This window comes from Furfurilactobacillus curtus (assembly GCF_054657915.1).
In genome coordinates this window covers 854,492-878,373 of the sequence record NZ_BAAHXU010000001.1, presented here as the reverse complement: position 1 = coordinate 878,373, position 23,882 = coordinate 854,492, and the positions used below count along the sequence as shown (strand labels likewise).

The 23,882-nt window shown below is 44.3% G+C and carries 20 protein-coding genes; 18 read left to right on the top strand and 2 right to left on the bottom strand.

Annotated features, from left to right (window positions below; genetic code table 11):
* Positions 1 to 3: 3 nt before the first annotated feature.
* From ACYQ0Y_RS04460 to whiA, 16 genes are all read left to right on the top strand, one after another.
* A complete protein-coding gene (locus ACYQ0Y_RS04460) occupies positions 4 to 351 on the top strand; it encodes a PspC domain-containing protein (RefSeq protein ID WP_407883939.1) in 348 nt (115 codons plus the stop codon).
* A 7-nt stretch (positions 352 to 358) separates the two neighbouring features.
* Positions 359 to 709, top strand: coding sequence for a phage holin family protein (locus ACYQ0Y_RS04455; protein WP_407883937.1), 351 nt, complete (start codon positions 359 to 361; stop codon positions 707 to 709).
* A 14-nt stretch (positions 710 to 723) separates the two neighbouring features.
* The gene (gene hprK / locus ACYQ0Y_RS04450) at positions 724 to 1,728 is read left to right on the top strand and encodes an HPr(Ser) kinase/phosphatase (RefSeq protein ID WP_407883935.1); all 1,005 of its coding nucleotides are present in this window, start codon (positions 724 to 726) and stop codon (positions 1,726 to 1,728) included.
* Between the two features lie 2 nt (positions 1,729 to 1,730).
* The gene (gene lgt, locus ACYQ0Y_RS04445; protein ID WP_407883933.1) at positions 1,731 to 2,561 is read left to right on the top strand and encodes a prolipoprotein diacylglyceryl transferase; all 831 of its coding nucleotides are present in this window, start codon (positions 1,731 to 1,733) and stop codon (positions 2,559 to 2,561) included.
* Between the two features lie 48 nt (positions 2,562 to 2,609).
* Complete coding sequence (locus tag ACYQ0Y_RS04440; RefSeq protein WP_407883931.1) at positions 2,610 to 3,626, top strand: NAD(P)H-dependent glycerol-3-phosphate dehydrogenase; 1,017 nt, start codon at positions 2,610 to 2,612, stop codon at positions 3,624 to 3,626.
* Positions 3,627 to 3,682: 56 nt separating this feature from the next.
* On the top strand, positions 3,683 to 4,570 hold the full coding sequence (gene galU / locus ACYQ0Y_RS04435) for a UTP--glucose-1-phosphate uridylyltransferase GalU (RefSeq protein ID WP_407883929.1): 888 nt from the start codon (positions 3,683 to 3,685) through the stop codon (positions 4,568 to 4,570).
* Positions 4,571 to 4,843: 273 nt separating this feature from the next.
* A complete protein-coding gene (gene trxB / locus ACYQ0Y_RS04430) occupies positions 4,844 to 5,785 on the top strand; it encodes a thioredoxin-disulfide reductase (protein WP_407883927.1) in 942 nt (313 codons plus the stop codon).
* Between the two features lie 353 nt (positions 5,786 to 6,138).
* Positions 6,139 to 7,866, top strand: a complete 1,728-nt coding sequence (locus ACYQ0Y_RS04425) for a phospho-sugar mutase (protein WP_407884027.1) — start codon at positions 6,139 to 6,141, stop codon at positions 7,864 to 7,866.
* Positions 7,867 to 8,082: 216 nt separating this feature from the next.
* Positions 8,083 to 10,083: an excinuclease ABC subunit UvrB gene (uvrB, locus tag ACYQ0Y_RS04420; protein WP_407883925.1), complete on the top strand. Its 2,001-nt coding sequence runs from the start codon at positions 8,083 to 8,085 to the stop codon at positions 10,081 to 10,083.
* 49 nt (positions 10,084 to 10,132) lie between these two features.
* On the top strand, positions 10,133 to 13,000 hold the full coding sequence (gene uvrA / locus ACYQ0Y_RS04415) for an excinuclease ABC subunit UvrA (protein WP_407883923.1): 2,868 nt from the start codon (positions 10,133 to 10,135) through the stop codon (positions 12,998 to 13,000).
* A 287-nt stretch (positions 13,001 to 13,287) separates the two neighbouring features.
* The gene (locus ACYQ0Y_RS04410) at positions 13,288 to 14,628 is read left to right on the top strand and encodes an APC family permease (RefSeq protein ID WP_407883921.1); all 1,341 of its coding nucleotides are present in this window, start codon (positions 13,288 to 13,290) and stop codon (positions 14,626 to 14,628) included.
* Between the two features lie 243 nt (positions 14,629 to 14,871).
* The gene (locus ACYQ0Y_RS04405) at positions 14,872 to 16,014 is read left to right on the top strand and encodes a YibE/F family protein (RefSeq protein ID WP_407883919.1); all 1,143 of its coding nucleotides are present in this window, start codon (positions 14,872 to 14,874) and stop codon (positions 16,012 to 16,014) included.
* Entirely contained in the window at positions 16,001 to 16,804 is an 804-nt protein-coding gene (locus ACYQ0Y_RS04400; protein WP_407883917.1) for a YibE/F family protein, read from the top strand. Before ACYQ0Y_RS04405 ends, ACYQ0Y_RS04400 begins: the two co-directional genes overlap by 14 nt.
* A gap of 50 nt (positions 16,805 to 16,854) precedes the next feature.
* Positions 16,855 to 17,745 carry an RNase adapter RapZ gene (rapZ, locus tag ACYQ0Y_RS04395; RefSeq protein WP_407883915.1) on the top strand — a complete coding sequence of 297 codons (891 nt, stop codon included), beginning with the start codon at positions 16,855 to 16,857 and terminating at the stop codon, positions 17,743 to 17,745.
* The gene (locus tag ACYQ0Y_RS04390; protein WP_407883913.1) at positions 17,742 to 18,749 is read left to right on the top strand and encodes a gluconeogenesis factor YvcK family protein; all 1,008 of its coding nucleotides are present in this window, start codon (positions 17,742 to 17,744) and stop codon (positions 18,747 to 18,749) included. The genes rapZ and ACYQ0Y_RS04390 overlap by 4 nt, the downstream gene beginning before the upstream one ends.
* A 16-nt stretch (positions 18,750 to 18,765) precedes the next feature.
* The gene (gene whiA / locus ACYQ0Y_RS04385) at positions 18,766 to 19,710 is read left to right on the top strand and encodes a DNA-binding protein WhiA (protein WP_407883911.1); all 945 of its coding nucleotides are present in this window, start codon (positions 18,766 to 18,768) and stop codon (positions 19,708 to 19,710) included.
* Between the two features lie 108 nt (positions 19,711 to 19,818).
* Here the strand turns inward: whiA and ACYQ0Y_RS04380 are convergent, their stop codons facing one another.
* On the bottom strand, positions 19,819 to 20,730 hold the full coding sequence (locus ACYQ0Y_RS04380; RefSeq protein WP_407883909.1) for an SDR family oxidoreductase: 912 nt from the start codon (positions 20,728 to 20,730) through the stop codon (positions 19,819 to 19,821).
* A 118-nt stretch (positions 20,731 to 20,848) separates the two neighbouring features.
* Here ACYQ0Y_RS04380 and ACYQ0Y_RS04375 point away from each other — a divergent pair, with 118 nt between their 5' ends.
* Positions 20,849 to 21,424 carry a TetR/AcrR family transcriptional regulator gene (locus ACYQ0Y_RS04375; protein ID WP_407883907.1) on the top strand — a complete coding sequence of 192 codons (576 nt, stop codon included), beginning with the start codon at positions 20,849 to 20,851 and terminating at the stop codon, positions 21,422 to 21,424.
* A 214-nt stretch (positions 21,425 to 21,638) separates the two neighbouring features.
* Here ACYQ0Y_RS04375 and clpP read toward each other — a convergent pair whose 3' ends face one another.
* Positions 21,639 to 22,232: an ATP-dependent Clp endopeptidase proteolytic subunit ClpP gene (clpP, locus tag ACYQ0Y_RS04370; protein ID WP_407883905.1), complete on the bottom strand. Its 594-nt coding sequence runs from the start codon at positions 22,230 to 22,232 to the stop codon at positions 21,639 to 21,641.
* 190 nt (positions 22,233 to 22,422) lie between these two features.
* On the opposite strand from clpP, the gene ACYQ0Y_RS04365 reads away from it, so the two are divergent.
* Positions 22,423 to 23,340 (top strand): prenyltransferase, encoded by a 918-nt coding sequence (locus ACYQ0Y_RS04365; RefSeq protein ID WP_407883903.1) that lies wholly within the window; start codon positions 22,423 to 22,425, stop codon positions 23,338 to 23,340.
* Positions 23,341 to 23,882 lie beyond the last annotated feature (542 nt).

Genomic DNA, 23,882 nt, shown 5'->3' with positions numbered 1-23,882 from the left:
AACGTGGCGCGAGAAAAATTAACAAAGTCAGCAACTGATCGGTGGATCGGTGGTGTCTTCGGCGGTTTGGGTCGCTTTCTTCATATCAATCCAACCATTTTACGGATTGGCTACTTGCTGCTAGCTTTATTTTTACCTCCACATGGACTAATAACCTTGCTAGCGGTTGTTCTTTACGGCGTTTTACTTTGGTGGATGCCAAGTGATCAACGTACGAGTGATGCTAGCGTCTTTAACTTATTTGGCGATTTATTTAGTGGGCAAAATCGACCTAAGGACTCTCCACGGCCTCGGGGTCGTAAAGAGATTCATGCTGAAGAACACGACGTCCACGACCACCGAGAAAGGTAGGAATGGCATGAAATTTTGGCAACGAATTTTGATTGATGCCTTGTTATTCTTGGCAATTGCCGGCTTTTTTAGAAACAGTTTTCAAGTTTCAAGTGTTTGGTACGCTTTAGTGGCCAGTCTTGTTTTAGCAATTTTAAATGCCGCCATCAAACCATTTTTAGTGATCCTGTCCCTACCGATTACGTTTCTAACATTGGGCTTGTTTTCAATTGTGATTAACGCCGCCATGTTGGAACTAACCAGCTTTTTTGTTGGCGCACAGAATTTTCAAATTGCGAATTTTGGCATGGCAATGTTAGCGGCAGTGATTATGTCGATCTGTAACGCAATCATTTCTAGTTATTTTAATGCAGAATAAGGAGGCGGTTTGTTATGGCAGATAGTGTAACGGTTCGTGAATTGGTCGAAAATGCCCGCCTCACCGTTTATGACGGGGCTGATTACCTTGATGAACGGCGGATTACAACCCCGGATATTTCGCGGCCGGGTTTGGAGATGACCGGATATTTTAATTATTATCCTCCGGAAAGAATTCAGTTGTTAGGCATCACGGAAACCTCATTTTCTAAAAAAATGAGTCACGATGAATTGCTCATGATTATGCGAAAAATGGCAGATCCAAAAACGCCATGTTTTGTTGTATCAACGAATATTGAACCGCCGGCAGAACTTATCCAAGCGGCGGATGAAGCACATATTCCTGTTCTTGGTAGCAAACAAACTTCATCGCGAATTTTGTCGAATATGTCGATTTACCTTAGTGGTGTTTTAGCAAAACGACAATCAATTCACGGTGTATTGATCGATATCTATGGTTTAGGGGTCTTGATTACCGGTGACTCAGGCGTTGGTAAATCAGAAACAGCATTGGAATTGATTCGTCGTGGTCATCGATTAATTGCCGATGATCGGGTAGACGTTTTCCAACAAGATGAACAAACTCTCGTCGGGGAAGCACCAAAGATTTTAAACCACTTGATGGAAATTCGCGGGATTGGGATTATTGATGTCATGAATCTTTATGGTGCTGGTGCTGTAAGAAGTTCGGCAAAAATCCAACTCATTGTGCACTTACAAAATTGGACCACAGATGCACAATTTGATCGACTTGGGAACGCCGAAGATGAACGACAAATTTTTGATGTGCAAGTGCCAATGATTTCAATCCCCGTTAAAACAGGACGTAATTTGGCAATTATTATTGAATCGGCAGCGATGAATTTCCGTGCTCGTTCGATGGGCTATGATGCGACCAAGACGTTTGACCACAATTTAAATCAGTTGATTCAGGAAAATTCTAAACGAGATGAAGCTGCTGCCGGGGATCTACCAACATCCGCTCAGCCCCAAGATGATCAGAAAGCCCAAGGTCACTAAAGATGCAGCAATTAATAATGGGAGCATTGAACCCAATTGCGTTACAATTAGGGCCTTTACAGATTCATTGGTATGGCGTCATTATCACAACTGGCGTATTTATTGCCTTGTGGCTTTCCGTTCGTGAGTCTAAACGGCGAGGCATTGATCCTGATGATCTGTATGATTTTTTGTTATGGGCCTTGCCAGCTGCGCTGATCGCGGCGAGGACTTACTATGTGGTGTTTCAGTGGTCTTACTACAAAGATCATTTAAACGAAGTCATCGCCATTTGGGATGGCGGTATTGCGATCTACGGCGCGCTGATTGGGGCCGCCATCGTGGTGGTTTGGTTTACCCATTCTCGTGGAATCCCGACATTTCTATTTTTAGATGTGTTGGCCCCGACCGTCATTATGGCCCAAGGAATTGGCCGCTGGGGCAATTTTATGAACCAAGAGGCATTTGGCAAAATAACCACCTTGGCCCATTTACAAGCACTCCATTTACCAGATTTTATTATTACCCAGATGAATATTGAGGGTGCTTATCGAACTCCTACTTTTTTGTATGAATCGCTATGGGATTTAATTGGTTTTGTTTTGTTGATGGCCACCCGACATCGAGAAGGCTTATATCGTCAAGGTGAGGTCTTCTTCATGTACGTTATTTGGTATTCGTTTGGTCGCTTCTTCGTTGAAGGGATGCGGACAGATAGCCTAATGCTAGGGCCAGCTCGTGTGTCCCAATGGCTATCTGTGGTGCTGTTTGTTGGCGCATGGTGCTGGCTGATTATTCGCCGACGCCGCCAAGTCCCACTGTATTTAGCAGGCATCAAATCAACTGTAAAGTAACTTTTTTAGGAACCGTGTGGCAAGTGATCACATTAAAAGGAGGAAGTTATGGCATCACGAATCGCAGTGTTAGGCGCCGGCTCTTGGGGTAGCGTGCTGGCCAATTTATTGACCGAGAATGGGCAAAATGTCACGCTTTGGTCACATAAACCTGCTCAAGTTCAAGAATTAAATGAGCGTCATACAAACGCCGCTTACATGCCAAACTTTGAGTATCAACATCAATTAAAAGCAACAACTGACATGAAAACTGCGATAACTGGTGCAGAGGTTGTTTTGTTCGCAGTCCCAACTAAGGCTATTCGTGAGGTTAGCGTCCAAGCTGCCAAAATTTTAGTTAGCAATGAGCAAGCAGTCACTGTCGTTCATGCGACAAAGGGCCTCGAACAGAACACGTATAAGCGTGTTTCAGAGATGTTAGCTGAAGAAATTCCGGCGGCTCAACGTAATGCAATCGTGGTATTGTCGGGGCCAAGTCATGCAGAAGATGTGGCTAAAAAGGATATCACGTTGATTACCGCGGCTTGTGAAAATGAGGATGCGGCAAGAAAAATTCAAAAACTCTTTATGAATGCATATTTCAGGGTTTATACTAATACTGATGTAATTGGTGCTGAATTTGGTGCAGCGTTGAAGAACATTATCGCGATTGGTGCAGGGGCCTTACATGGTCTTGGCTACGGCGATAATGCGAAAGCTGCCTTAATTACTCGAGGACTGGCAGAGATTAGTCGGCTCGGACAGACATTTGGTGCTAATCCATTGACCTTCATTGGCTTGTCAGGAGTTGGCGATCTGATTGTTACAGCGACAAGTGTTAATTCACGCAATTGGCGAGCTGGTAATGAGCTAGGTCAGGGGCAGACGCTGGACGAGGTCATTGAGACCATGGGCATGGTTATTGAAGGTGTGGCAACGACGAAAGCCGCTCACGAATTGGCGATTAAGCGACATGTTGAAATGCCAATTACCGATGCCATTTACGATGTTTTGTATAATGGTGCGGAGGTTCGTTCTGTGATTACGGGTCTCATGCAACGCGACGGGCGTGCTGAACTCGGTTAATATCGCCAGTCAAAACCGGTCGATCATCGACCAAAACACGAAAGGAATTTGTTGTTATGCAAAAAGTTAGGAAAGCCATCATCCCTGCAGCGGGTTACGGTACGCGGTTTTTACCAGAGACGAAGGCAATCGCTAAGGAAATGCTGCCAATTGTTGATAAGCCAACGATTCAATTTATCGTTGAAGAAGCCCACAAAGCTGGCATTGAGGAAATCTGTGTCGTGACTGGGCGGGGCAAACGCTCGATCGAAGATCACTTCGATTCTGCACCTGAATTGGAAGCAGATTTGGCGAATAAAGGTAAAGATGCCATGTTGGAGGCAGTTCAATCGAGCAATGACAGCAATCTTTATTTCATTCGGCAAAACCATATGCGCGGTTTAGGGGACGCGGTCCTGACTGCCAAAGACTTTATTGGTGACGAACCCTTTGTTGTGTTACTTGGTGATGATTTAATGGAAGACCAAGTGCCATTGACTAAACAATTGATTGATCGGTATAACGAAACAGGTGAATCAACCTTAGCTGTCATGCGGGTTCCCCATGAAGAGACTAACAAGTATGGGGTAATTAACCCAGCTCAAGAAGTTAGCGACGGTCTGTTTGAGGTAAAGAACTTCGTTGAAAAGCCTAAGCCTGAGGATGCGCCATCTAACTTAGCAATCATTGGTCGTTACTTGTTAACACCACAAATTTTTGATGCATTGGAACAAACACCTTATGGCAAAGGCAATGAGCTACAGTTAACGGATGCCATTGATTTGTTGAATAAAACGCAACACGTGTATGCGCATGAATTCAAGGGTGATCGCTTTGATGTCGGTTATAAATTTGGTTTGATTCGGACCAACATTGAATTTGGTTTACGTCATCCAGATGTGAAGGATGAACTGCGGGATTATGTCTTACAGTTAGCTGAGGACATTAAAGCGAACAAGCGTTAATTCAAGCGAGATTTAATTTAATTAATACGCCCCTTCTACGAAAAAGGAAGAGACGTATTTTTCATAAAATGATGTAAACATGCACGCCAGACCTGCTTCCTGTGCCCAACCAACAAGCACGATTGGGCCAAAATCACCCATTCATGCCTGTCCGTTGATGCTCAGGATCAAAGCGGACTGGCTCACGTGCTAAACAAAATGATTGTGTTACTTACAAAAAGATAGTAAGATGGATGCACTGATGAGCAGGTAGCTGCGGAAAGGAAGCACAGTATGGCAAATAATTATGATGTCATTGTGATTGGCGCTGGCCCTGGCGGCATGACGGCAGCGTTGTATGCCTCAAGAGCAAATTTATCCGTTTTACTGCTTGATCGAGGCATTTATGGTGGTCAAATGAATAATACGGCCGCGATTGAAAATTATCCGGGCTTTAAATCCATTCAAGGACCAGATTTGGCGAGTGCAATGTATGAAGGTGCCACTCAATTCGGAGCTGAGTACGGTTATGGTGCGGTTGAATCGATCACAGACCATGGTGATACCAAGACCGTCAAAACGGACACAGATGAGTACACTGCTAAGGCGATTGTCATTGGAACAGGTTCGCAGTATCGCAAACTTGGCATTCCAGGTGAAACTGAATTTTCGGGACGCGGTGTTTCCTACTGTGCGGTATGTGATGGCGCATTTTTCCGCAATAAGCATGTGGTGGTCGTAGGTGGTGGTGATAGTGCCATCGAAGAAGGCATCTATCTGACGCAATTAGCTGATAAAGTGACGGTGGTACATCGACGGGATCACTTACGTGCTCAACAGGTTGCACAGGATCGAGCGTTTGCGAATGAAAAGATGGAGTTTGTCTGGAACACCGAAGTGACCAAAATTGTCGGTGACGATATGAAGGTAACTGGTGTGGAACTCAGTAACAATCAAACGGGTGAAACCACCACAATGTCCGCAGATGGTGTCTTTATCTACGTCGGTAATTTACCGATGACAGCACCATTTAATGGATTAAGTATCACTGATGAAATTGGTTGGATTCCAACGGACGGCGAAATGCATACAAAAGTACCGGGAATCTTTGCGATTGGTGATGTTCGCCAAAAAGATTTGCGCCAGATTACCACAGCAGTTGGGGATGGTGGGGTGGCTGGTCAACAAGTCTTCAAATATTTGGAAGACTTGAAAGCCAAACACGCCGTTGTTTAATAACTGGCTGCATTTAAAATGATTATCAATTTAATTTAGCGGGGAACATCGTGTGTTTACCACGGTGTTCTTTTTTTCGGGCAAAATTTATTTGTCGATCTCCATGACTCTGATTCTTGAACCTAACCAGCCAGCGTTAGTCTCCCGGTTTATTCCTTGATATTACGAATATATTTAATGTGTTTGATCCGAAAAGTAATTAGCTTTTACAGCTGTCCCAAATGATTGATTGGCCGACGTTTGTAGCTTAAGCCCAGATCGTAATAGAATTGTCTGGCTTGTTTCGCGCGAGGGACTTAATGCGGTATACTGAAAACGCATACGAAAACAACATCATGAATGGAGATGCGATTGTGGACTGGAAAGAAACTTATCAGACTTGGACGGCTCAGACCGATCTGGAAGCTCATTTAAAAGCGGAATTAACTGCCTTGGCAGGCAAAGATGAAGAATTAGAAGATGCCTTTTACCAACCAATGAGTTTTGGGACGGCTGGCATGCGTGGCGTGATGGGTCCTGGTATTAATCGGATGAACATCTACACGGTACGGCAAGCAACAGAAGGCTTAGCAACTTATATGGATACTTTGGGTGAAGATGTTAAGAAGCGTGGTGTGGCCATTAGTTTCGATTCACGGCATCACTCCACGGAATTTGCTCATGAAGCGGCACGTGTTTTAGGCCAACATGGCATCAAAACCTACATCTTTGAAGGCTTACGCCCGACACCCGAATTATCTTTTACAGTTCGGCATCTACACACGTTTGCGGGAATTATGATCACAGCTAGTCACAATCCCAAGCAATTTAACGGTTACAAGATTTATGGTGAAGATGGCGCCCAAATGCCACCCAAGGATTCCGATTTAATTACCCAGTACATTCGTCAGGTGACCGATTTGTTTGAAATTGCGACCGCTGATGAGACCAACTTAATGACTACTGGCTTGGAAACCGTTATTGGTGAAGACGTTGATCAGGCCTATTTGGATAACGTTGCCACAGTGACCATTAATCACGATTTGGCCAGTGAAGAGGGTAAGGATATGACATTTGTCTTTACGCCGCTCCATGGAACCGGTCGAATGCCTGGGGAGCGTGCTTTGCGTAACGCTGGATTCCAAAACTTTATCACGGTCCCGAGTCAAGCAGAGCCAGATGGCGATTTTCCGACGGTTGATTTTCCTAATCCTGAATTTCCTGAAGCCTTTGATGAGGCCATTAAATTAGGTAAAGCACATCAAGCAGATATTCTAATTGCGACCGATCCTGATGCTGACCGGCTGGGGACAGCCGTTCGTCAACCTAACGGAGATTACCAACTGCTAACCGGTAATCAGATTGCCGCGTTGATGTTGCATTACATTTTAGCGGCCAATCAACAGGCTGGTACGCTACCATCCAATGGGGTGGCGGTAAAATCGATTGTTTCAACGGAATTTGCCACGAAAATTGCCGCCAGCTATAATATCGATACCATCAATGTATTGACTGGCTTTAAATTTATTGCCGAACAAATTCAACATTTTGAAGATACCGGCGATCATACCTTTATGTTTGGTTTCGAAGAGAGCTATGGCTACTTAATTAAGCCATTTGTTCGTGATAAGGATGCCATTCAGGCCTTAACGCTACTCGCCGAAATTGCGGCCTATTATCGTCAACAAGGACAGACCCTCTATGATGGTTTAGAGGCGCTCTATGCCGAATACGGTTATTTCCGGGAACAGACATTGCAGCAAACATTTGAAGGTATTACTGGTCCACAAAAGATCGAAGCAATTATCAATAAATTCCGTACGCAAGCTCCCAAGCACTTTGCCGGGATTGACGTTGCTGCAACAGACGATATTGCTAGTGGAATCAAGACTTACGCAGATGGCCATACCGAAGCACTGGCGTTACCTAAAGCTGAAGTTTTGAAATATTGGTTAGTTGATGGCACTTGGATTGCGGTCCGCCCATCTGGTACGGAACCTAAAATTAAGTTCTATATCGGCACGAATGGTGCGACGTTATCAGCAGCTAATCAGAAGCTGCAAAATTTTGTCGATGCAATCAATGCATTTGTCGCTGATTGAGTCGATCAGTTAAAATAGCTTTGCGAGGTCAAACGACTGTCGCAAAGCTATTTTTAGCAGTGAAGTGAAAATTTCACTGTTTTGAGATCCGGATCGCGTGCGAAAGTATGTTCGGTATGCTAGAATAGTTTCGCTATGTTACCATGAACAACTTAATTGTGAATTATCAATAAAGTAGAAGAAATACAACCACTCACGCAAGGGGGATGGACAGCCATGATTGAACGACAAGCCGATCGGAAGTTTGATCTTGTTTCAAAATATCAACCAACAGGTGATCAACCACAAGCGATTGAACAATTGACTGATGGGATTGAATCTGGGAAAAAAGCGCAGATTTTACTGGGGGCCACGGGGACCGGGAAAACATTTACGATTAGCAACGTGATTGCTAATGTGAACAAGCCTACCTTAGTTTTGTCGCATAATAAAACGCTGGCTGGTCAACTCTATGGTGAATTTAAGGAGTTTTTCCCCAACAACGCAGTGGAATATTTTGTTTCCTATTATGATTATTATCAGCCTGAGGCTTACGTGCCATCCTCTGATACGTACATTGAGAAAGATTCGTCCATTAATGATGAAATTGATAAACTACGTAATGCGGCAACTAGTTCACTCTTAGAAAGAAACGACACGATTGTCGTTGCCTCTGTGTCCTCGATCTTTGGTTTAGGCGATCCTCATCAGTATAAGGATCACGTCATTTCGTTACGTGTGGGTCAGACCATTGAACGTAACGACTTCATGCGTAAATTGGTGGATATTCAGTTTGAACGTAACGATATTGACTTTCAACGTGGTCGGTTTCGAGTGCACGGAGATGTAGTCGAAGTATTCCCTGCGTCAGAAGATCAACGCGCTTTGCGGATTGAATTCTTTGGTGATGAAATTGATCGAATGCGTGAAGTTGATGCCTTGACCGGTGAAGTGGTGGGCGATCGGGATCACGTCACGATTTTTCCGGCAACCCACTTTATGACTAATGATGCCATTATGGATCATGCAATTGAAACAATTGGTAATGAATTGGATGATCGGTTAAAGGTCCTAAAAGACCAAGGCAAACTACTGGAAGCCCAGCGTCTCGAACAACGCACCACCTATGATATGGAAATGATGCGTGAAATGGGTTACACCAGCGGAATCGAAAACTATTCACGGCATATGGACGGTCGGCAACCAGGTGAACCGCCATTTACGCTGTTGGATTTCTTTCCGAAAGACTTTTTGCTGGTTGTGGATGAAAGCCACGTAACCATGCCTCAAGTTCGCGGTATGTATAAGGGGGATCGCTCTCGGAAGCAAATGCTAGTCGATTATGGTTTTCGTCTGCCCAGTGCTTTAGATAACCGGCCGCTTAAGATTGATGAATTTGAGCAACATGTGAATCAAGTCGTATACATGTCCGCCACACCAGGAGATTACGAACATGAACAAACGGATACGGTTGTCCAACAAATTATCCGACCAACTGGATTGCTGGATCCGACGATTGAAGTTCGTCCGATTATGGGCCAAATTGACGATTTGGTCGGAGAAATTAACAAAAGAATCGAACAACATGAGCGAACATTTGTGACCACGATGACCAAGAAAATGGCCGAAGACTTGACTGATTATCTAAAAGACCTCGGCATTCGTGTGCGATATCTTCACAGTGATGTGAAAACCCTGGAGCGGACACAGATTATTCGTGATTTACGACTAGGTAAATTTGACGTGCTTGTTGGGATTAATTTGTTACGAGAAGGAATCGATGTACCTGAAGTCTCACTAGTTGCGATCTTAGATGCAGATAAGGAAGGTTTTCTTCGTAATGAACGATCGTTGATCCAAACAATCGGTCGAGCGGCCCGGAATGCTCACGGTAGCGTCATTATGTATGCTGATTCGATTACCGGGTCGATGCAAGCGGCTATCGATGAGACCAAACGGCGGCGAACAATTCAAGAACGATATAATGAAGAACATCACATCACACCAACGACAATTGTGAAGGCCATCCGCGATAACATTACGGTCGTTACGCCAAGTGGAAAAGGGCAAAAGGAAAGCTCACTTAGCGAAGATGATTTTGACAACATGAGTAAGACCGATCAAAATGCGATGCTGGCAGGCTTAAATAAGCAGATGCAAGAAGCCGCCAAGAAACTTGATTTTGAAGAGGCAGCGACATTGCGTGACACCATCATGGAATTGAAAGCTAAACAATAGTGTGGTAAGCAACCAACAGTGAATTTTTAACGAGGCGGGACACGTATACATGGCAAATGACAAAATTGTGATTCATGGAGCACGAGCTCATAACTTAAAAAATATTGACGTGACCATTCCCCGAGACAAATTAGTGGTAATCACCGGGTTATCCGGATCAGGAAAGAGCTCGTTAGCGTTTGATACGTTATATGCGGAAGGGCAACGGCGGTACGTTGAAAGTTTATCCGCGTATGCGCGCCAATTTTTAGGCCAAATGGATAAGCCTGATGTTGATTCAATTGACGGGTTGAGTCCGGCTATTTCGATTGACCAAAAAACAACGAGTAAAAATCCGCGATCAACAGTTGGTACGGTCACTGAGATCAACGACTATCTGCGTTTGTTATGGGCCCGAGTTGGGACGCCGGTTTGTCCAAATGATGGTACGATCATTACCAGTCAATCGGTTGAACAGATGGTTGATCAAGTGCTGGCTTTGCCTGAACGAACCCGGCTTCAAATTTTGTCGCCAGTCGTGCGCCGTAAAAAGGGACAACACGCTAAGATCTTTGAAAAGATTAAACGTGAGGGTTTTGTTCGCGTTCAAGTGGACGATGCAACGTACGATGTTGACGAGGTGCCAGAGTTAGATAAAAACAAATATCACAATATCAATATTGTGATCGATCGGGTGATTGTTCGTCCTGATAGTGACAGTCGCAGTCGGTTATTTGATTCGTTTGAAGCTGCGTTGCGGCTAAGCGACGGCTATGCGACCGCCGACATAATTGATGGACAACCACTCCAATTTTCCGAACATTATTCTTGTCCAGTCTGTGGTTTCACGGTTGGTGAACTAGAACCGCGACTCTTCTCATTTAATGCCCCAGTAGGCGCTTGCCCTGATTGCGAAGGACTAGGTGTGAAACTTGAGGTGGACGAAGACTTAGTTGTCCCAGATAAGACAAAGACCTTAGCAGAAGGGGCAATTGAACCGTGGAATCCAATCAGTTCCATGTATTATCCTAGTATGTTGGCTCAATTTGCTGAACAAAACCAGATTGATATGGACACGCCTTTTGCTGATTTACCCAAAAAACAGCGTGATTTAGTCCTCTATGGCTCTAAGAAGTCTTTTCATTTTCACTATGAGAACGATTTCGGTGGCGTCCGCGATGTAGACGCAGAATTTGAAGGCGTAATCAACAATATTTCGCGGCGTTACCGTGAAACAAATTCTGATTTTACTCGTGACCAAATGCGCCAGTATATGACAGAATTGACTTGTCAGACGTGTCACGGCTATCGGCTCAACCGACAAGCCTTATCGGTTAAGGTAAATGGCCGACACATTGGTGAAGTATCCGCCATGGCAATTGGTGACGAAGTGCCATTTTTTAAACAGCTTGAGTTAAGTGAACAAAATCGCGTGATCGCTGAACCGATTGTCAAAGAGATCAGTGATCGTTTATCGTTTCTGGAAAATGTCGGTTTAGATTATCTAACAATGAGTCGCTCAGCGCGTACCTTATCTGGGGGCGAAGCGCAACGGATTCGTTTGGCGACCCAGATTGGATCTAATTTATCGGGTGTATTGTATATCCTTGATGAGCCATCAATTGGCTTACATCAACGCGATAATGATCGATTGATCAGCTCGTTAAAGAAGATGCGTGATTTGGGTAATACGTTAATCGTCGTTGAACATGATGAAGATACGATGCGCGCCGCCGATTATTTGATCGATATTGGCCCTGGTGCCGGCGAAAATGGCGGCCAGGTGATGGCTGCAGGGACCCCCAAGCAAGTTGAACGCAGTCGCAAGTCCTTAACCGGGAAATACTTATCCGGCAAAGACTTCATTCCCGTTCCATTAAAACGTCGAGCTGGCAATGGTAAGGCGATAGTCCTAAAAGGAGCTGCTGAGAACAATTTACAAGATATTGACGTGCGCTTTCCGTTGGGTGAATTAACCGTCGTGACCGGGGTCTCTGGTTCTGGCAAATCGACATTGGTTAATTCTATTTTAGAAAAAGTATTGGCTCAGAAATTGAATCATAATTCTGCTAAGCCTGGTAAGTACAAGAGTATTGCTGGCGTGAATAACATTGAAAAAATTGTCGACATTGATCAGTCGCCAATCGGACGGACGCCGCGCTCTAATCCAGCCACGTATACTGGGGTCTTCGACGATATTCGCGATTTGTTTGCTCAAACAAATGAGGCCAAACTCCGCGGATATCAAAAAGGGCGTTTTTCGTTTAACACAAAAGGCGGCCGGTGTGAGGCGTGTCACGGGGATGGCATTTTGAAGATTGAAATGAATTTCCTACCTGACGTTTATGTGCCATGTGAAGTTTGTCATGGATCACGTTACAATTCGGAAACCCTTGAAGTGACTTATAAAGGTAAAAATATTGCGGATGTGTTGAACATGACAGTGTCCGAAGCGTTGGCCTTCTTTGGCGCCATTCCTAAGATCACACGGAAGCTACAAACGATTGTTGATGTTGGACTAGGTTACGTTCACCTTGGTCAATCAGCAACCACCTTGTCTGGTGGAGAAGCGCAGCGGATGAAGTTGGCGTCAGAGTTACACAAGAAGGCGAACGGACGCAATTTCTATATTCTAGACGAACCGACGACTGGTTTACACACCGACGACATCAAACGCCTATTAGGTGTGCTTCATCGATTAGTTGATAATGGCAACACGGTTTTAATCATTGAGCATAATTTAGATGTGATTAAAACAGCAGATCACTTGATTGATTTAGGCCCAGAAGGTGGTGCCGGTGGTGGATCAGTGATTGCAACGGGAACGCCAGAAGAATTGGCTGAGGTTTCAAATAGTTATACAGGACAGTATTTGAAACCTGTTTTGAGGCGTGATTTAGAGCGTACTCGTGAAGCTATGGCCAAAACTAAAAATTAAGGGTGCAGCTGAATTAAGTTATTTTAAGACTGTTTTTCGAGTATGGTAAGATCAGGCGATGAATGACAAGCTAATAAGAGCGAACTTCGAATAGTGATGATCCATCACTGCTTGAAGTTCGCTCTATTACGTTGTGCGATCCGCATGTGTGGTCCCACTTTTATTGATTCGATTGATGGTTTTTATCTTTACCCAGTTCGCACATATGCTTGCATCGGGCGTTTAGTCTCTGATAAACTTATTTTGATTAAGTTTATATAAGCATTTAGGGAGAGAATACTAATAAAATGCCATCATCTACGCAACTACGACGTTCTTTGGGGCTTTGGTCGGCCCTAGCGTTGGTCATCGGTACCGTCATTGGATCTGGAATTTTTTTCAAGCAGGCCTCGGTATTGCAACTGACGGGTTCAACCGATTTGGCCATGTTAGCCTGGCTGTTGGGCGGATTAATTACACTAGCAGATGGATTGACGTTATCTGAAATCGGTTCACAAATTCCAACGACTGGTGGGTTATATCAATATATGGCCCATATTTATGGTGAGTTTTGGGGATTCTTATCCGGATGGATGCAGGTAATTGTTTATGCACCGGCCATCGTTGGCTCGATTGCTGGCTATCTAGGACTGTTGGCCGTAAACTTTTTTGGATTATCCGCCAGTTGGAAAGCCCCGATCGCGATTGGGACGATTGCCTTGATTGCGGCCTTAAATATGTTAGCTAATCGTTACGGGGCTACTTTTGCCATCGTGACTACCATCTGTAAGTTGTTACCAATCATTGCGATTATCTTTTTTGGGTTATTTTTTGGTCATGAGCAAGCTTTTGGGGCAACAGTGTCTGGAATCCATCATAGTGTTGGTAATTTTGGTGTAGCCGTTTTAGGAACAATTTTCGCTTATGACGGGTGGATCTTGATCACCAATTTGGGTGGCGAGATTAAACGACCAGAAAAGCTGTTACCATTGGCCATTATTTTGGGAATTCTGATTATTATTGCGCTGTACTTAGGCGTTACTTGGGGAATTTTTTCCTCATTGGCGGCCAATAAGATTAATGCGTTGGGACAGAATGCGACCGCTTATTTTGCTTTAAATGCGTTTGGCTCAATTGGCGGACGACTGGTCAATATTGGCATTATGATTTCTATCATTGGTGCCTTGAATGGTAAAATGATGTCCTTTCCCCGAATTTACTACGCAATGGCAGTTAAACGGCAGTTACCTTTTGCTAAACGATTTAGCCATTTGAACCGGGCCACACAGACACCTGTGTTTGCGACGGCAACGTTGTGGGTGATGACTAGCGCAATGATTTTGTTGGTTGATACGGATCGATTATCAGAACTTTGTATTTTTGTGATGTACAGTTTCTATATTGCGGCCTTTGTCGGCGTTTTTGTTTTGCGGCATCGGCAAGGTGGCCGGCCAAGCGGATTCAGTGTACCTTGGTACCCGTTGGTGCCAATTCTGGCCATTATTGGTACTGGTTTTGTCGTAATTAGCGAGCTGGTTTTTGACATTGTTGGCACCGTTACCTCGATGGGGTTTATCGCTTTGGGGGTGCCACTGTATTATTGGCTTAAACGTCACTATCAGGGAAAAACGTTTGATTCAACTTTATGATTGACAATTTGGAGTGGGGCATAAGTCGTCGGTAAGTGATGCGCAATAAAACGCGGCATTACGGGGCTTATGGCCTGCATTTTAGTTATATAGATTTGAAAATAAAATTTACTTTTTGCTTTTGACCAGTTGGTTGCTTGGTTGAAGGACTTTAATTTTGGTAACAAAAGCGGTCGTATGGATAATCGTCGTTTAGCTTGGTGGTAGAATGGGAGCCATCTTAAGCGAGGTGAGGCCGGAATAATGAAAGAAGAGCAGGCTCATTTTAATTGGCGGCGTTGGTGGCTAGTCGGCCTTGTGATTTTAATTGGTGGCATTGGCGTGATTGCGGTGCATTTTGATGCGCGGCTATATCAGCAACCCTTGGCACGAATTACACGGGTGACGAATCATCGGCCGGTTAAACAAACCGATGAATTTGAAAATCAGGATAGTCAAACTAATCAGCAATTAACTGCGGTGTTGATTAATACACAACATCGTGGTCAAAAATTACACATAACTAATACATTCAGTCGATCAGCGGCGATGGATCAAGCCTATCATGTTGGTAATCAAGTTTTTGTAACCTTACCCACTCATCATAATCCGAGTGTGATTAAGGGAATTAAACGCGACACGACTGTGGCATTCTTAGTCTGGATCATTTTCAGCTTTTTGTTGATCTTTATGCCTCGCGCCGGCGGGTTGGCAGTGTTGTCTGTCTTATTGAATGCGGGATTATTTTTTGGGGCAATTGAACTGGATTTAACTTTAAAAAATGCTAATGTCTTTGTGATTTTCAGTTTTGTTGCCATCATTTTTGCTTTTTTGACGTTGTGGTTAGTCTTGGGTTGGCGCAGACAAATGTTGATTACATTTGTTGCAACCTGTTCAGGCACCGCCTTAGCCATGCTTATTAGTCTGAGTGTCTTTGCTTTGACTCATGAGCGTGGTATGCATTACGAAGGGTTACAGTATGTGACGACCCTACCAAGGCCCCTATTCTTAGCGGAAACCTTGCTAGGCTCTTTAGGCGCGGTAATGGATGAGTCAACCGATATTGTCGCGACCCTCTTTGAATTACGCCGTGAGCGCCCCAGCATTTCCGCACGACAACTATTTATTTCAGGCCGTAATGTTGGTCGATCAATCATGGGTCCGCTGATTAATGTCTTGTTACTGATTTTTGTCGCAGAAACATTTCCTATGACCTTATTGTTTTTAAAGAATGGTAATAATTGGGGCTATACGTACATGATGAATATGTCATTAGGTGTTATTCAAACCTTAATCAGTGGTTTAGGGATCGTCTTAGCGATTCCGGTGGCGAGCTTTGTGGCCAGTCGATTAATGTCTCGAATAATTCCGGCCAAAGACAAGGGGGGGCATGATGACAACATTTAGTGGATTAGCCTTGATCTTACTCTTAGCGATGTGGCTGGTGGGTGGCAAACAAGGATTTTTAGCATTTATCAGTTTAGGTTTCAACTTTGCTTTGCTGTTTATGACCATTGTCCTCATTCAATTTCATCTGCCGCCGTTGCCAGTTACTCTCGTGATGGGGGTGATTATTTTAGCGGTCACGATTTTCTTTGGTAATGAAGATGATTATAGTACGACAACCGCCTTTTATGCTGCCGTGGTGGTCATGGTATTGTTGATGTTACTAATTATTCCAGTCGAGCACTGGGCTAGTGTTGCTGGTTTTGGTGAGGAAGACAGCGATGATTTAGAGGGGATGTCCTTGCTGATTGGTATTTCGTTTGTAAAAGTCAGTATTGCCACTGTGATTCTCAGCACACTAGGAGCCATTGCTGAAGCCGCGATGGCGATTTCGTCTGGTCTATCAGAAATTGAAGAGCAACAACCCTCAATTACGGGCAAACGCCTGTTTAACGATGGGATTAACGTGGGTAAACAGATCATCGGCACAACTTTCAACACGTTATTCTTTGGTTTTTTTGGTGGCTTTCTAGCACTGTTCATCTGGTTTGCGGGTCTGCACTATTCATGGGGCATGATGCTTAATGATAAAGTGTTCGTCGCCCAATTGACGACGGTCTTATTATCATTTGTTGGTGTGTTAGCGACTGTTCCCATTACTGCAGCTGTTGCAGGCTGGCGATGGGATCATCGCTCAGTGGAAGTAAAGCGAACTTTAAGCGTACAGCCCAATCAGGAAAAGGAAAAATGACACACCCGGTATGTTATAATGTTAGAAACAGTGAAAGGGAAGGATAACGCATGGCCCAACAGCTAGACTTAGTGATTATTACAGGAATGAGTGGTGCTGGTAAAACGGTTGCCATGCAAAGCTTTGAAGACTTAGATTATTTTGTGATGGATAATATGCCACCGAAATTGTTGCCAAAATTTTGGGAATTAGTGAGACAATCCGGTAAGGTTAACAAGGTCGCGTTAGTTGTTGATTTACGTTCTCGCGAGTTTTTTGATGACTTACAAGAAATGCTGGCGATTTCGGCCAGCACAGGATCGGTGCGCACTTCGGTTCTGTTTTTGGACGCGTCTGATGGTGAATTAGTGGCCCGTTATAAAGAAACTCGGCGCGCGCATCCACTGGCAATGGAAGGTCGCGTGCTTGATGGCATTCGTCAAGAACGGGCATTATTATCAGAATTAAAAGAACGCGCCGATCTGGTGATTAATACTGATGCTCTGACACCGCGGCAATTACGAGAAGAGATTTTTAGCCAATATGCAGATGAACAGGGACCAGCCAATGAATTTCATATCGAAATTCTGTCTTTTGGTTATAAGTATGGGTTACCAATCGACGCGGATATTGTAATGGATGTACGTTTTTTGCCTAATCCGTATTACGTGGCTGCGCTGAAACCACTAACTGGCCTAGATCAGCCAGTTTATGACTACGTGATGGCTCAACCGGCGACCACGCCTTTTTACCAGCAATGGTTAAGCTTATTACAACTTGTTATGCCAGACTATCAACGGGAAGGCAAGACGAGTTTAACCATTGCGATCGGGTGTACGGGAGGTCAACATCGTTCAGTGGCGATCGCTGCTCGGCTTGGCAAGGATTTGGCCGCGGATCATCGCGTTCACGTCAGTCACCGAGATATCAATAAACGAAAGGAAACGGTGAATCGATCATGACGCAAGCTAATCAACGCCGGCCCCGCGTCGTTGTCATTGGTGGCGGCACAGGTCTACCAGTGGTATTGGATTCCTTACACAAGCAAGATGTTGATGTAACAGCGGTGGTGACAGTTGCTGATGATGGTGGTTCTTCAGGAATTATTCGCAATTATATTAACGTCGTGCCACCTGGTGATATTCGTAATGTGATGGTGTCCTTATCGAGCTTATCTCCGTTAGCCTTGCGGGTTTTTCAATATCGTTTTGAAGCTAATGACAACTTTTTCTCTGGTCACGCGATTGGTAACTTAATTATTGCCGCGCTGACAGAAATGGAGCACGGAGTATTTGGGGCGGTTCAAGAGTTGTCACAGATGATGGCCGTGGATGGTCACGTTTATCCAGTCGCCAATGAGCCGTTAGTGCTGCATGCGGAATTTGCCGACGGGGCAACGGTTGCTGGGGAAGCGGAGATTACGGCGGCTCATCGCCAAATTAAACGCGTCTGGGTGACCCCACAGCCTGACGCTGGTACCACTGTTGCAACAGCAATGCCAGCGGTTGTTGACGCCATTTTGGCTGCGGATTTAATTGTCCTAGGTCCGGGTAGTTTATTTACGAGTATCTTACCGAATCTGATGGTCAGTAACGTCGGCCAAGCCATTAAGACCACGACGGCTGAAGTCGTCTATATTTGTAATATCATGACCCAAAAGGGTGAGACGGATCACTTTACCGACGCTGATCATGTGCGGGTGTTAAATGAACATGTCGGTGCCAATTTTGTGGATACAGTATTAGTGAACACGGCTAAGGTACCAGAAGATTATATGGATTGGAAACGGTGGAACGAGGTTTCCACGCAAGTGACGTCTGACCCGGAGGCGCTGGAAAAGATGGGGACAAAGGCAATACGTGCCAATTTGTTGAAGCTGCGTGATGCGGGAGCCTTTCACGACGGTGCCAAAGTTGTGGCTGAGTTAATGAAGTTATTAAAGCAAAAAGATCTGAGTGAAATTTAGGAGCGGTGGTAGCCAAATGTCATACGCAAGTGATGTCAAAAAGGAACTGACCGGGTTAACGGTGCATGCTGCCAATGGCAAGGCGGAATTGATGGCATTAATTCGCATGAACGGAGCCGTTAACCTAGTGAATCATGCGTTTATCTTAAATGTACAGACAGAAAATCCGGCAATCGCACGGCGAATTTATTCGCTTTTAAAACAATTTTATCGATTAGAAGCAGAATTGATTGTGCGGAAAAATGTCAAGTTGAAGAAGAATAATATGTACGTTGTTCGGTTACGAACGGGAACTCAGCAAGTGTTACATGATTTACATGTGATGGGAACCGCGGGTATTGAAGAAGTGGTGCCTGAGGGGACACTAAATGATGATAGCGAATTTCGTTCATATTTACGTGGCGCCTTTTTGGCCGGTGGGTCTGTCAACAATCCTGACACAAGTCGCTATCATCTAGAGATTTACTCTTTATATGAAGAGCAAAATGAACAAATATGTGATTTTATGAATCGCTATGAACTCAATGCCCGGATGACAAATCGGCGCAGTGGCTTTATCACATACCTTAAAGAAGGCGAGAAAATTTCCGATTTCTTGACTTTAATTGGGGCCACCAACGCGATGTTGAAGTTTGAAGATGTGCGGATCATGCGAGATATGCGCAATTCGGTTAATCGATTAGTGAACTGTGAAACGGCCAACATGGAAAAGGTGGCAACGGCTAGTTCAAAGCAAATCGAGAATATTGAGTACATTCAAGCTCGGGTAGGATTAGGGCAACTTCCTGATAAACTGCAAGTGATGGCCGAAACACGGCTTGCCAATCGAGAAGTGAGTTTAAAGGAATTAGGCGATTTAATTCCGGGAGGCCCGATTTCCAAGTCAGGCGTTAATCACCGACTACGTAAAATAAATGAGTATGCTCAAAAACTACGTGACAACAATGACCTCTCAGCCTAGATTTACTAAGGCAATACTAGTTGCTACCAATCAGAAAAGGCACCATTTCCACAAAATTGGAAATGGTGCCTTTTAATCAATCTGGACAAGTCATTCATGTGTTTTTATTTAGTGCGCAGTCAGATGGGCGACGTTTTCAGGATTATTTAAGAATGTTGCGAGATCAGCTAAGAGACCAGGATGAGTCGGATGCCAATTGAGCGCGTTTTGAGTCCAGTCACTACTAGTTGGATTATCTTGCTGAATTCCATTAGTAAACCAGCCAAAGTAAGCCTCAGCATCGGCTGGTGTTAAAGCGGTAATCGGAAGTTTCAAGGATTGACCAATCGTGGTTGCGATCGCTTTAACCGTAATCCCAGTTTCAGCGGCTGCGTTGTAAACGGCGCCAGCTTCGCCATGTTCTAACGCAGCAACAAATAAATCAGCAGCATCCAATCGATGAACCGATGGCCATCGCGTCGTTCCTTCGCCGACGTAAGCTGCTTGACCGTGTTGGACGGCTAACCCAGCAAGTAATGTGCCAAAGCCCTGCCGATGCTCATCGTGAACCGTTGGCGACAAACGAACAGCCATGCCTCGGACACCTTCCTGAGCTGATTGGCGTGCCAAACTCTCTGACACGGCCCGACCAGTTAACGGAGCAGTGTCCTGTTCTGTTGCACTGCGTCCTAAATCAGTAACCATTAAAGTTCCTGACGTGTTCACAAATGGTTTATTACTGCCAGCTAATGCAGCAAGCATGGCTTTAACTGCAGCAAGATCTTGTGCCACTGCTTCGTCGTAGTGGTTGAAGTCATTATTATAGCCTAGGTGGAGAACGCCATCAGCCTGTTGCGCGGCTTCAGCTAGGGTTGTTAAATCATCCAAAGTTCCGCGTAATGAGGTAGCGCCTAAGCCAGCTAATACTTGATCACCGTGTGTTGATCGAGATAAACCAGTAACCTCATGTCCGTGTGCAATGAGCTTTTTTACAACAGCCGATCCGATAAAGCCTGTACCACCAGTCACAAATAATTTCATTTTCATGTACCTTCTTTGATTTAATTTTAAATGATAAGTTTATCGGCAATGATTATAAACGATAGATCTATCATAATCAAGCATTGACTTTCAAATAAATCCTAATTATATTCAAAACATGAAAAAGAAAAGTCAGAAAAAGTATGAGGCGATTTTGGATGCGACGGCTCAATTAATCCTCAGTAAAGATGTTGGCGATGTTTCCACAACCGCAATTGCGCAGGCCGTGGGAATTCCTCAATCTAGTATTTATACCTACTTTGATAACCGAGCTGCATTATTAGCCGCATTATTTCTTCGAGAAATAAAAGCATTATATCAAGCTGATTATGACGTTGCTTTGAATCAACCAATCGCTTCGTTATTGCAGCATTATTTGACGAACTTATTTAAATTCGCGTTAGAACACCCAGATAGCATGACCGTGATTGAAAAGCTAAAGTCTGAAATGTGGATTGATGTAAAGACAGTTGCACAAGTTGAAGAGTGGGTGAGCCAAACGCCAATTCAGCAGCTACTCGCAGCTAATTTACATAATGGGACTTTTAGATCGGTTGATATTTCATTGGTGCGCAATTTGTTGTTTTCGACGATCAAGATACATGCCGATAATATTTTAAACGGAGTGTACACCCAAAACGAGCGACCGTTTAGTGAAGTGTGCGAGTTATTAATCGCAGCCTTAATGAAATGAAGTTAGCTGTGGAACGCTGATTGACAGCACTGACTAAAGCACAAAACCCGTGTTTCCTGAAAATGGAAACACGGGTTTTGTGCGTGTGGCGAGCTACACCAGCCCGTTACCTGTGCCTAGCCTAGCCCGATCAATTGGCAAAGATCGCCAACTGCTCAGGCTTAGCTAGTGCTCGATAACACCCGGCAGGTTTCGCTCTGAATTATTAAATGAATTACTTCATTTCACTGGAGTTCGTCATGATGTGATCAATCAAGCCGTAGTCTAAAGCCTGTTGAGCCGTCATGTAATTGTCGCGTTCTGTATCACGGTTAATGGTTTCGATGTTCTGACCCGTCTTTTCAGCCAGTAATTCGTTAATCATCTTCCGCGTCTTCAGAATTTCTTCTGCGACGATTTCAATTTCAGTCTGTTGACCTTGTGCACCACCAGAAGGTTGGTGAATTAGGATCTCTGAGTGTGGCAGAGCGAATCGCTTGCCCTTAGTCCCAGAGGTGGCCAGAATGGAAGCCATTGAAGCGGCCATTCCCATGACAATTGTTTGAACGTCGGATTTAACGAAGTTCATTGTGTCATAGATCGCCATCCCAGAAGTAATGACACCACCAGGAGAGTTAATGTACATGTAAATATCTTTATCTGAGTCTTGGGCATCTAGGAACAACAACTGAGCGATAATGGCATTGGCCATGTCGTCTTCAATTGGCCCAGAAACCATGATGATCCGGTCCTTTAACAACCGGGAGTAAATGTCATAGGCGCGTTCACCGCGGCTGGACTGTTCAATAACAGTTGGAATTAAAGCCATGATTGAGGCCTCCTTGTAATTTGCGTTGTGAGTTAGTCAGCGTTAGCACTTGAATGCTTGCTCTGCTAATCAACGTAACTGTAGTTTAAACCTTTGGTCAAAAAAGGTCAAACAAAATGCGAACAAACTAACTAATTTTTTTTGATTAGTTGTGGTAGCCTTAATACATCAAGGGTTGAGGAGTAAATTGATGAATAAAAAATGGTTAACTTGGTCGGTATTTGTCGAATTGACGGAAATTTATACCGCGCCGTTGAATATTGTCTGGTTTGTCTTAGGAGCAGCGATTGCACAATATCATTATGGGGTCGTCAATTGGATTAATGTTTTGTTGTGTCTGATTGATGTCTTTATCTTTGACTTGGCAGTGAATGTTTCGGATAACTATTATGATTATGTCCATGCTACAGATCGAGAAGGATATGCGTTACATACGAATCCGCTAGGCCGGCTTAAATTGCCATTGAAAGGTGTCTGGTGGTTAGGAACCATCCTGTACTTAATCTCAGCGATTCCAGGATTAGTTCTGGTCACGCGCACTGGCTGGCCGGTCCTGATTTTTGGGCTCATTGGTTACACCATTGGTATTTTTTATACAGCCGGACCGTGGCCTTTAAATGCTATGCCAATCTGTGAAGCGGTAGTGGCGTTGTCGATTTCTTATTTGATTCAACTAACCTGTGTCTACGTTAGTATCTTCGGGCAGCGTCCATTTAATTTCAGCGTGATCGCGACGACATTTACTTTATGTCTACCACTGACTCTAATTTTCTTTTTGGTGCAGCTCGCCAATAACACCGCTGATTTAGATGAAGATATTAAAAATCATCGACACACACTAGCTTATTTTATTGGTCGTGGTAACGCGGTTAGTCTGATGCGAGTGTTGTTGGTCCTTGGGTCCATTTGGCCACTTGTTAACTTTTTCGGACACTTGGCACCATGGGAAACATTATTGAGTTTGCTTTTATTACCAGTCATGTGGCGGGGAATGCAACCGTTTTTTGCGGTACAAGATAAACGCAAGACCTATATGAGTGTCATCAAGAGTACTTCATTGTTCTTTTTAGGTTATACGTTGTTGTTTGCTGCCGGAGTCTGGTTATAAATTTTGCAGGAACCCGCCCAATTAGCCTTGTCCGTTGTTGCTCGGCCTCAAAACGGTCTGGTTCACACTCTTTCTTAAACGTGCTCGCCAGACCTGAGTCCTGCGCCCAACCAACAACCACAACCGGGCAAAATACGCCCAATTGCGCTTGTCCGTTGTTGCTCGGGCTCACACTCTGATTAATAAAAAAACATTGACAAGGAATTAAAAAGCTGGTATCTTTCTAATCAACATTTAATCATTTGTTTTCATTCCAAGTAGGGACTCGTCTGGGCGTCAGGAAGTCGGTGGTTGCTGCGAACCGATCAGGGCTAGTTTACGAAATACTTGAAAACCACAATGAACGGGCAACTCTGGACCGTTATCCCAGTGAGAGTGAGGCTTTTTGGTGGCGCCATCAAAGAACCTAAGCTGGGTGGTACCACGGTTAAAAAATCGTCCCTGTTATGCAATTGCATAACAGGGACGATTTTTTTGTGAAAAGGGGGCTGCCAAAATGAATGTTGGGCATTGTGGGGGTAATCCGCGATATTAGCGCTTTA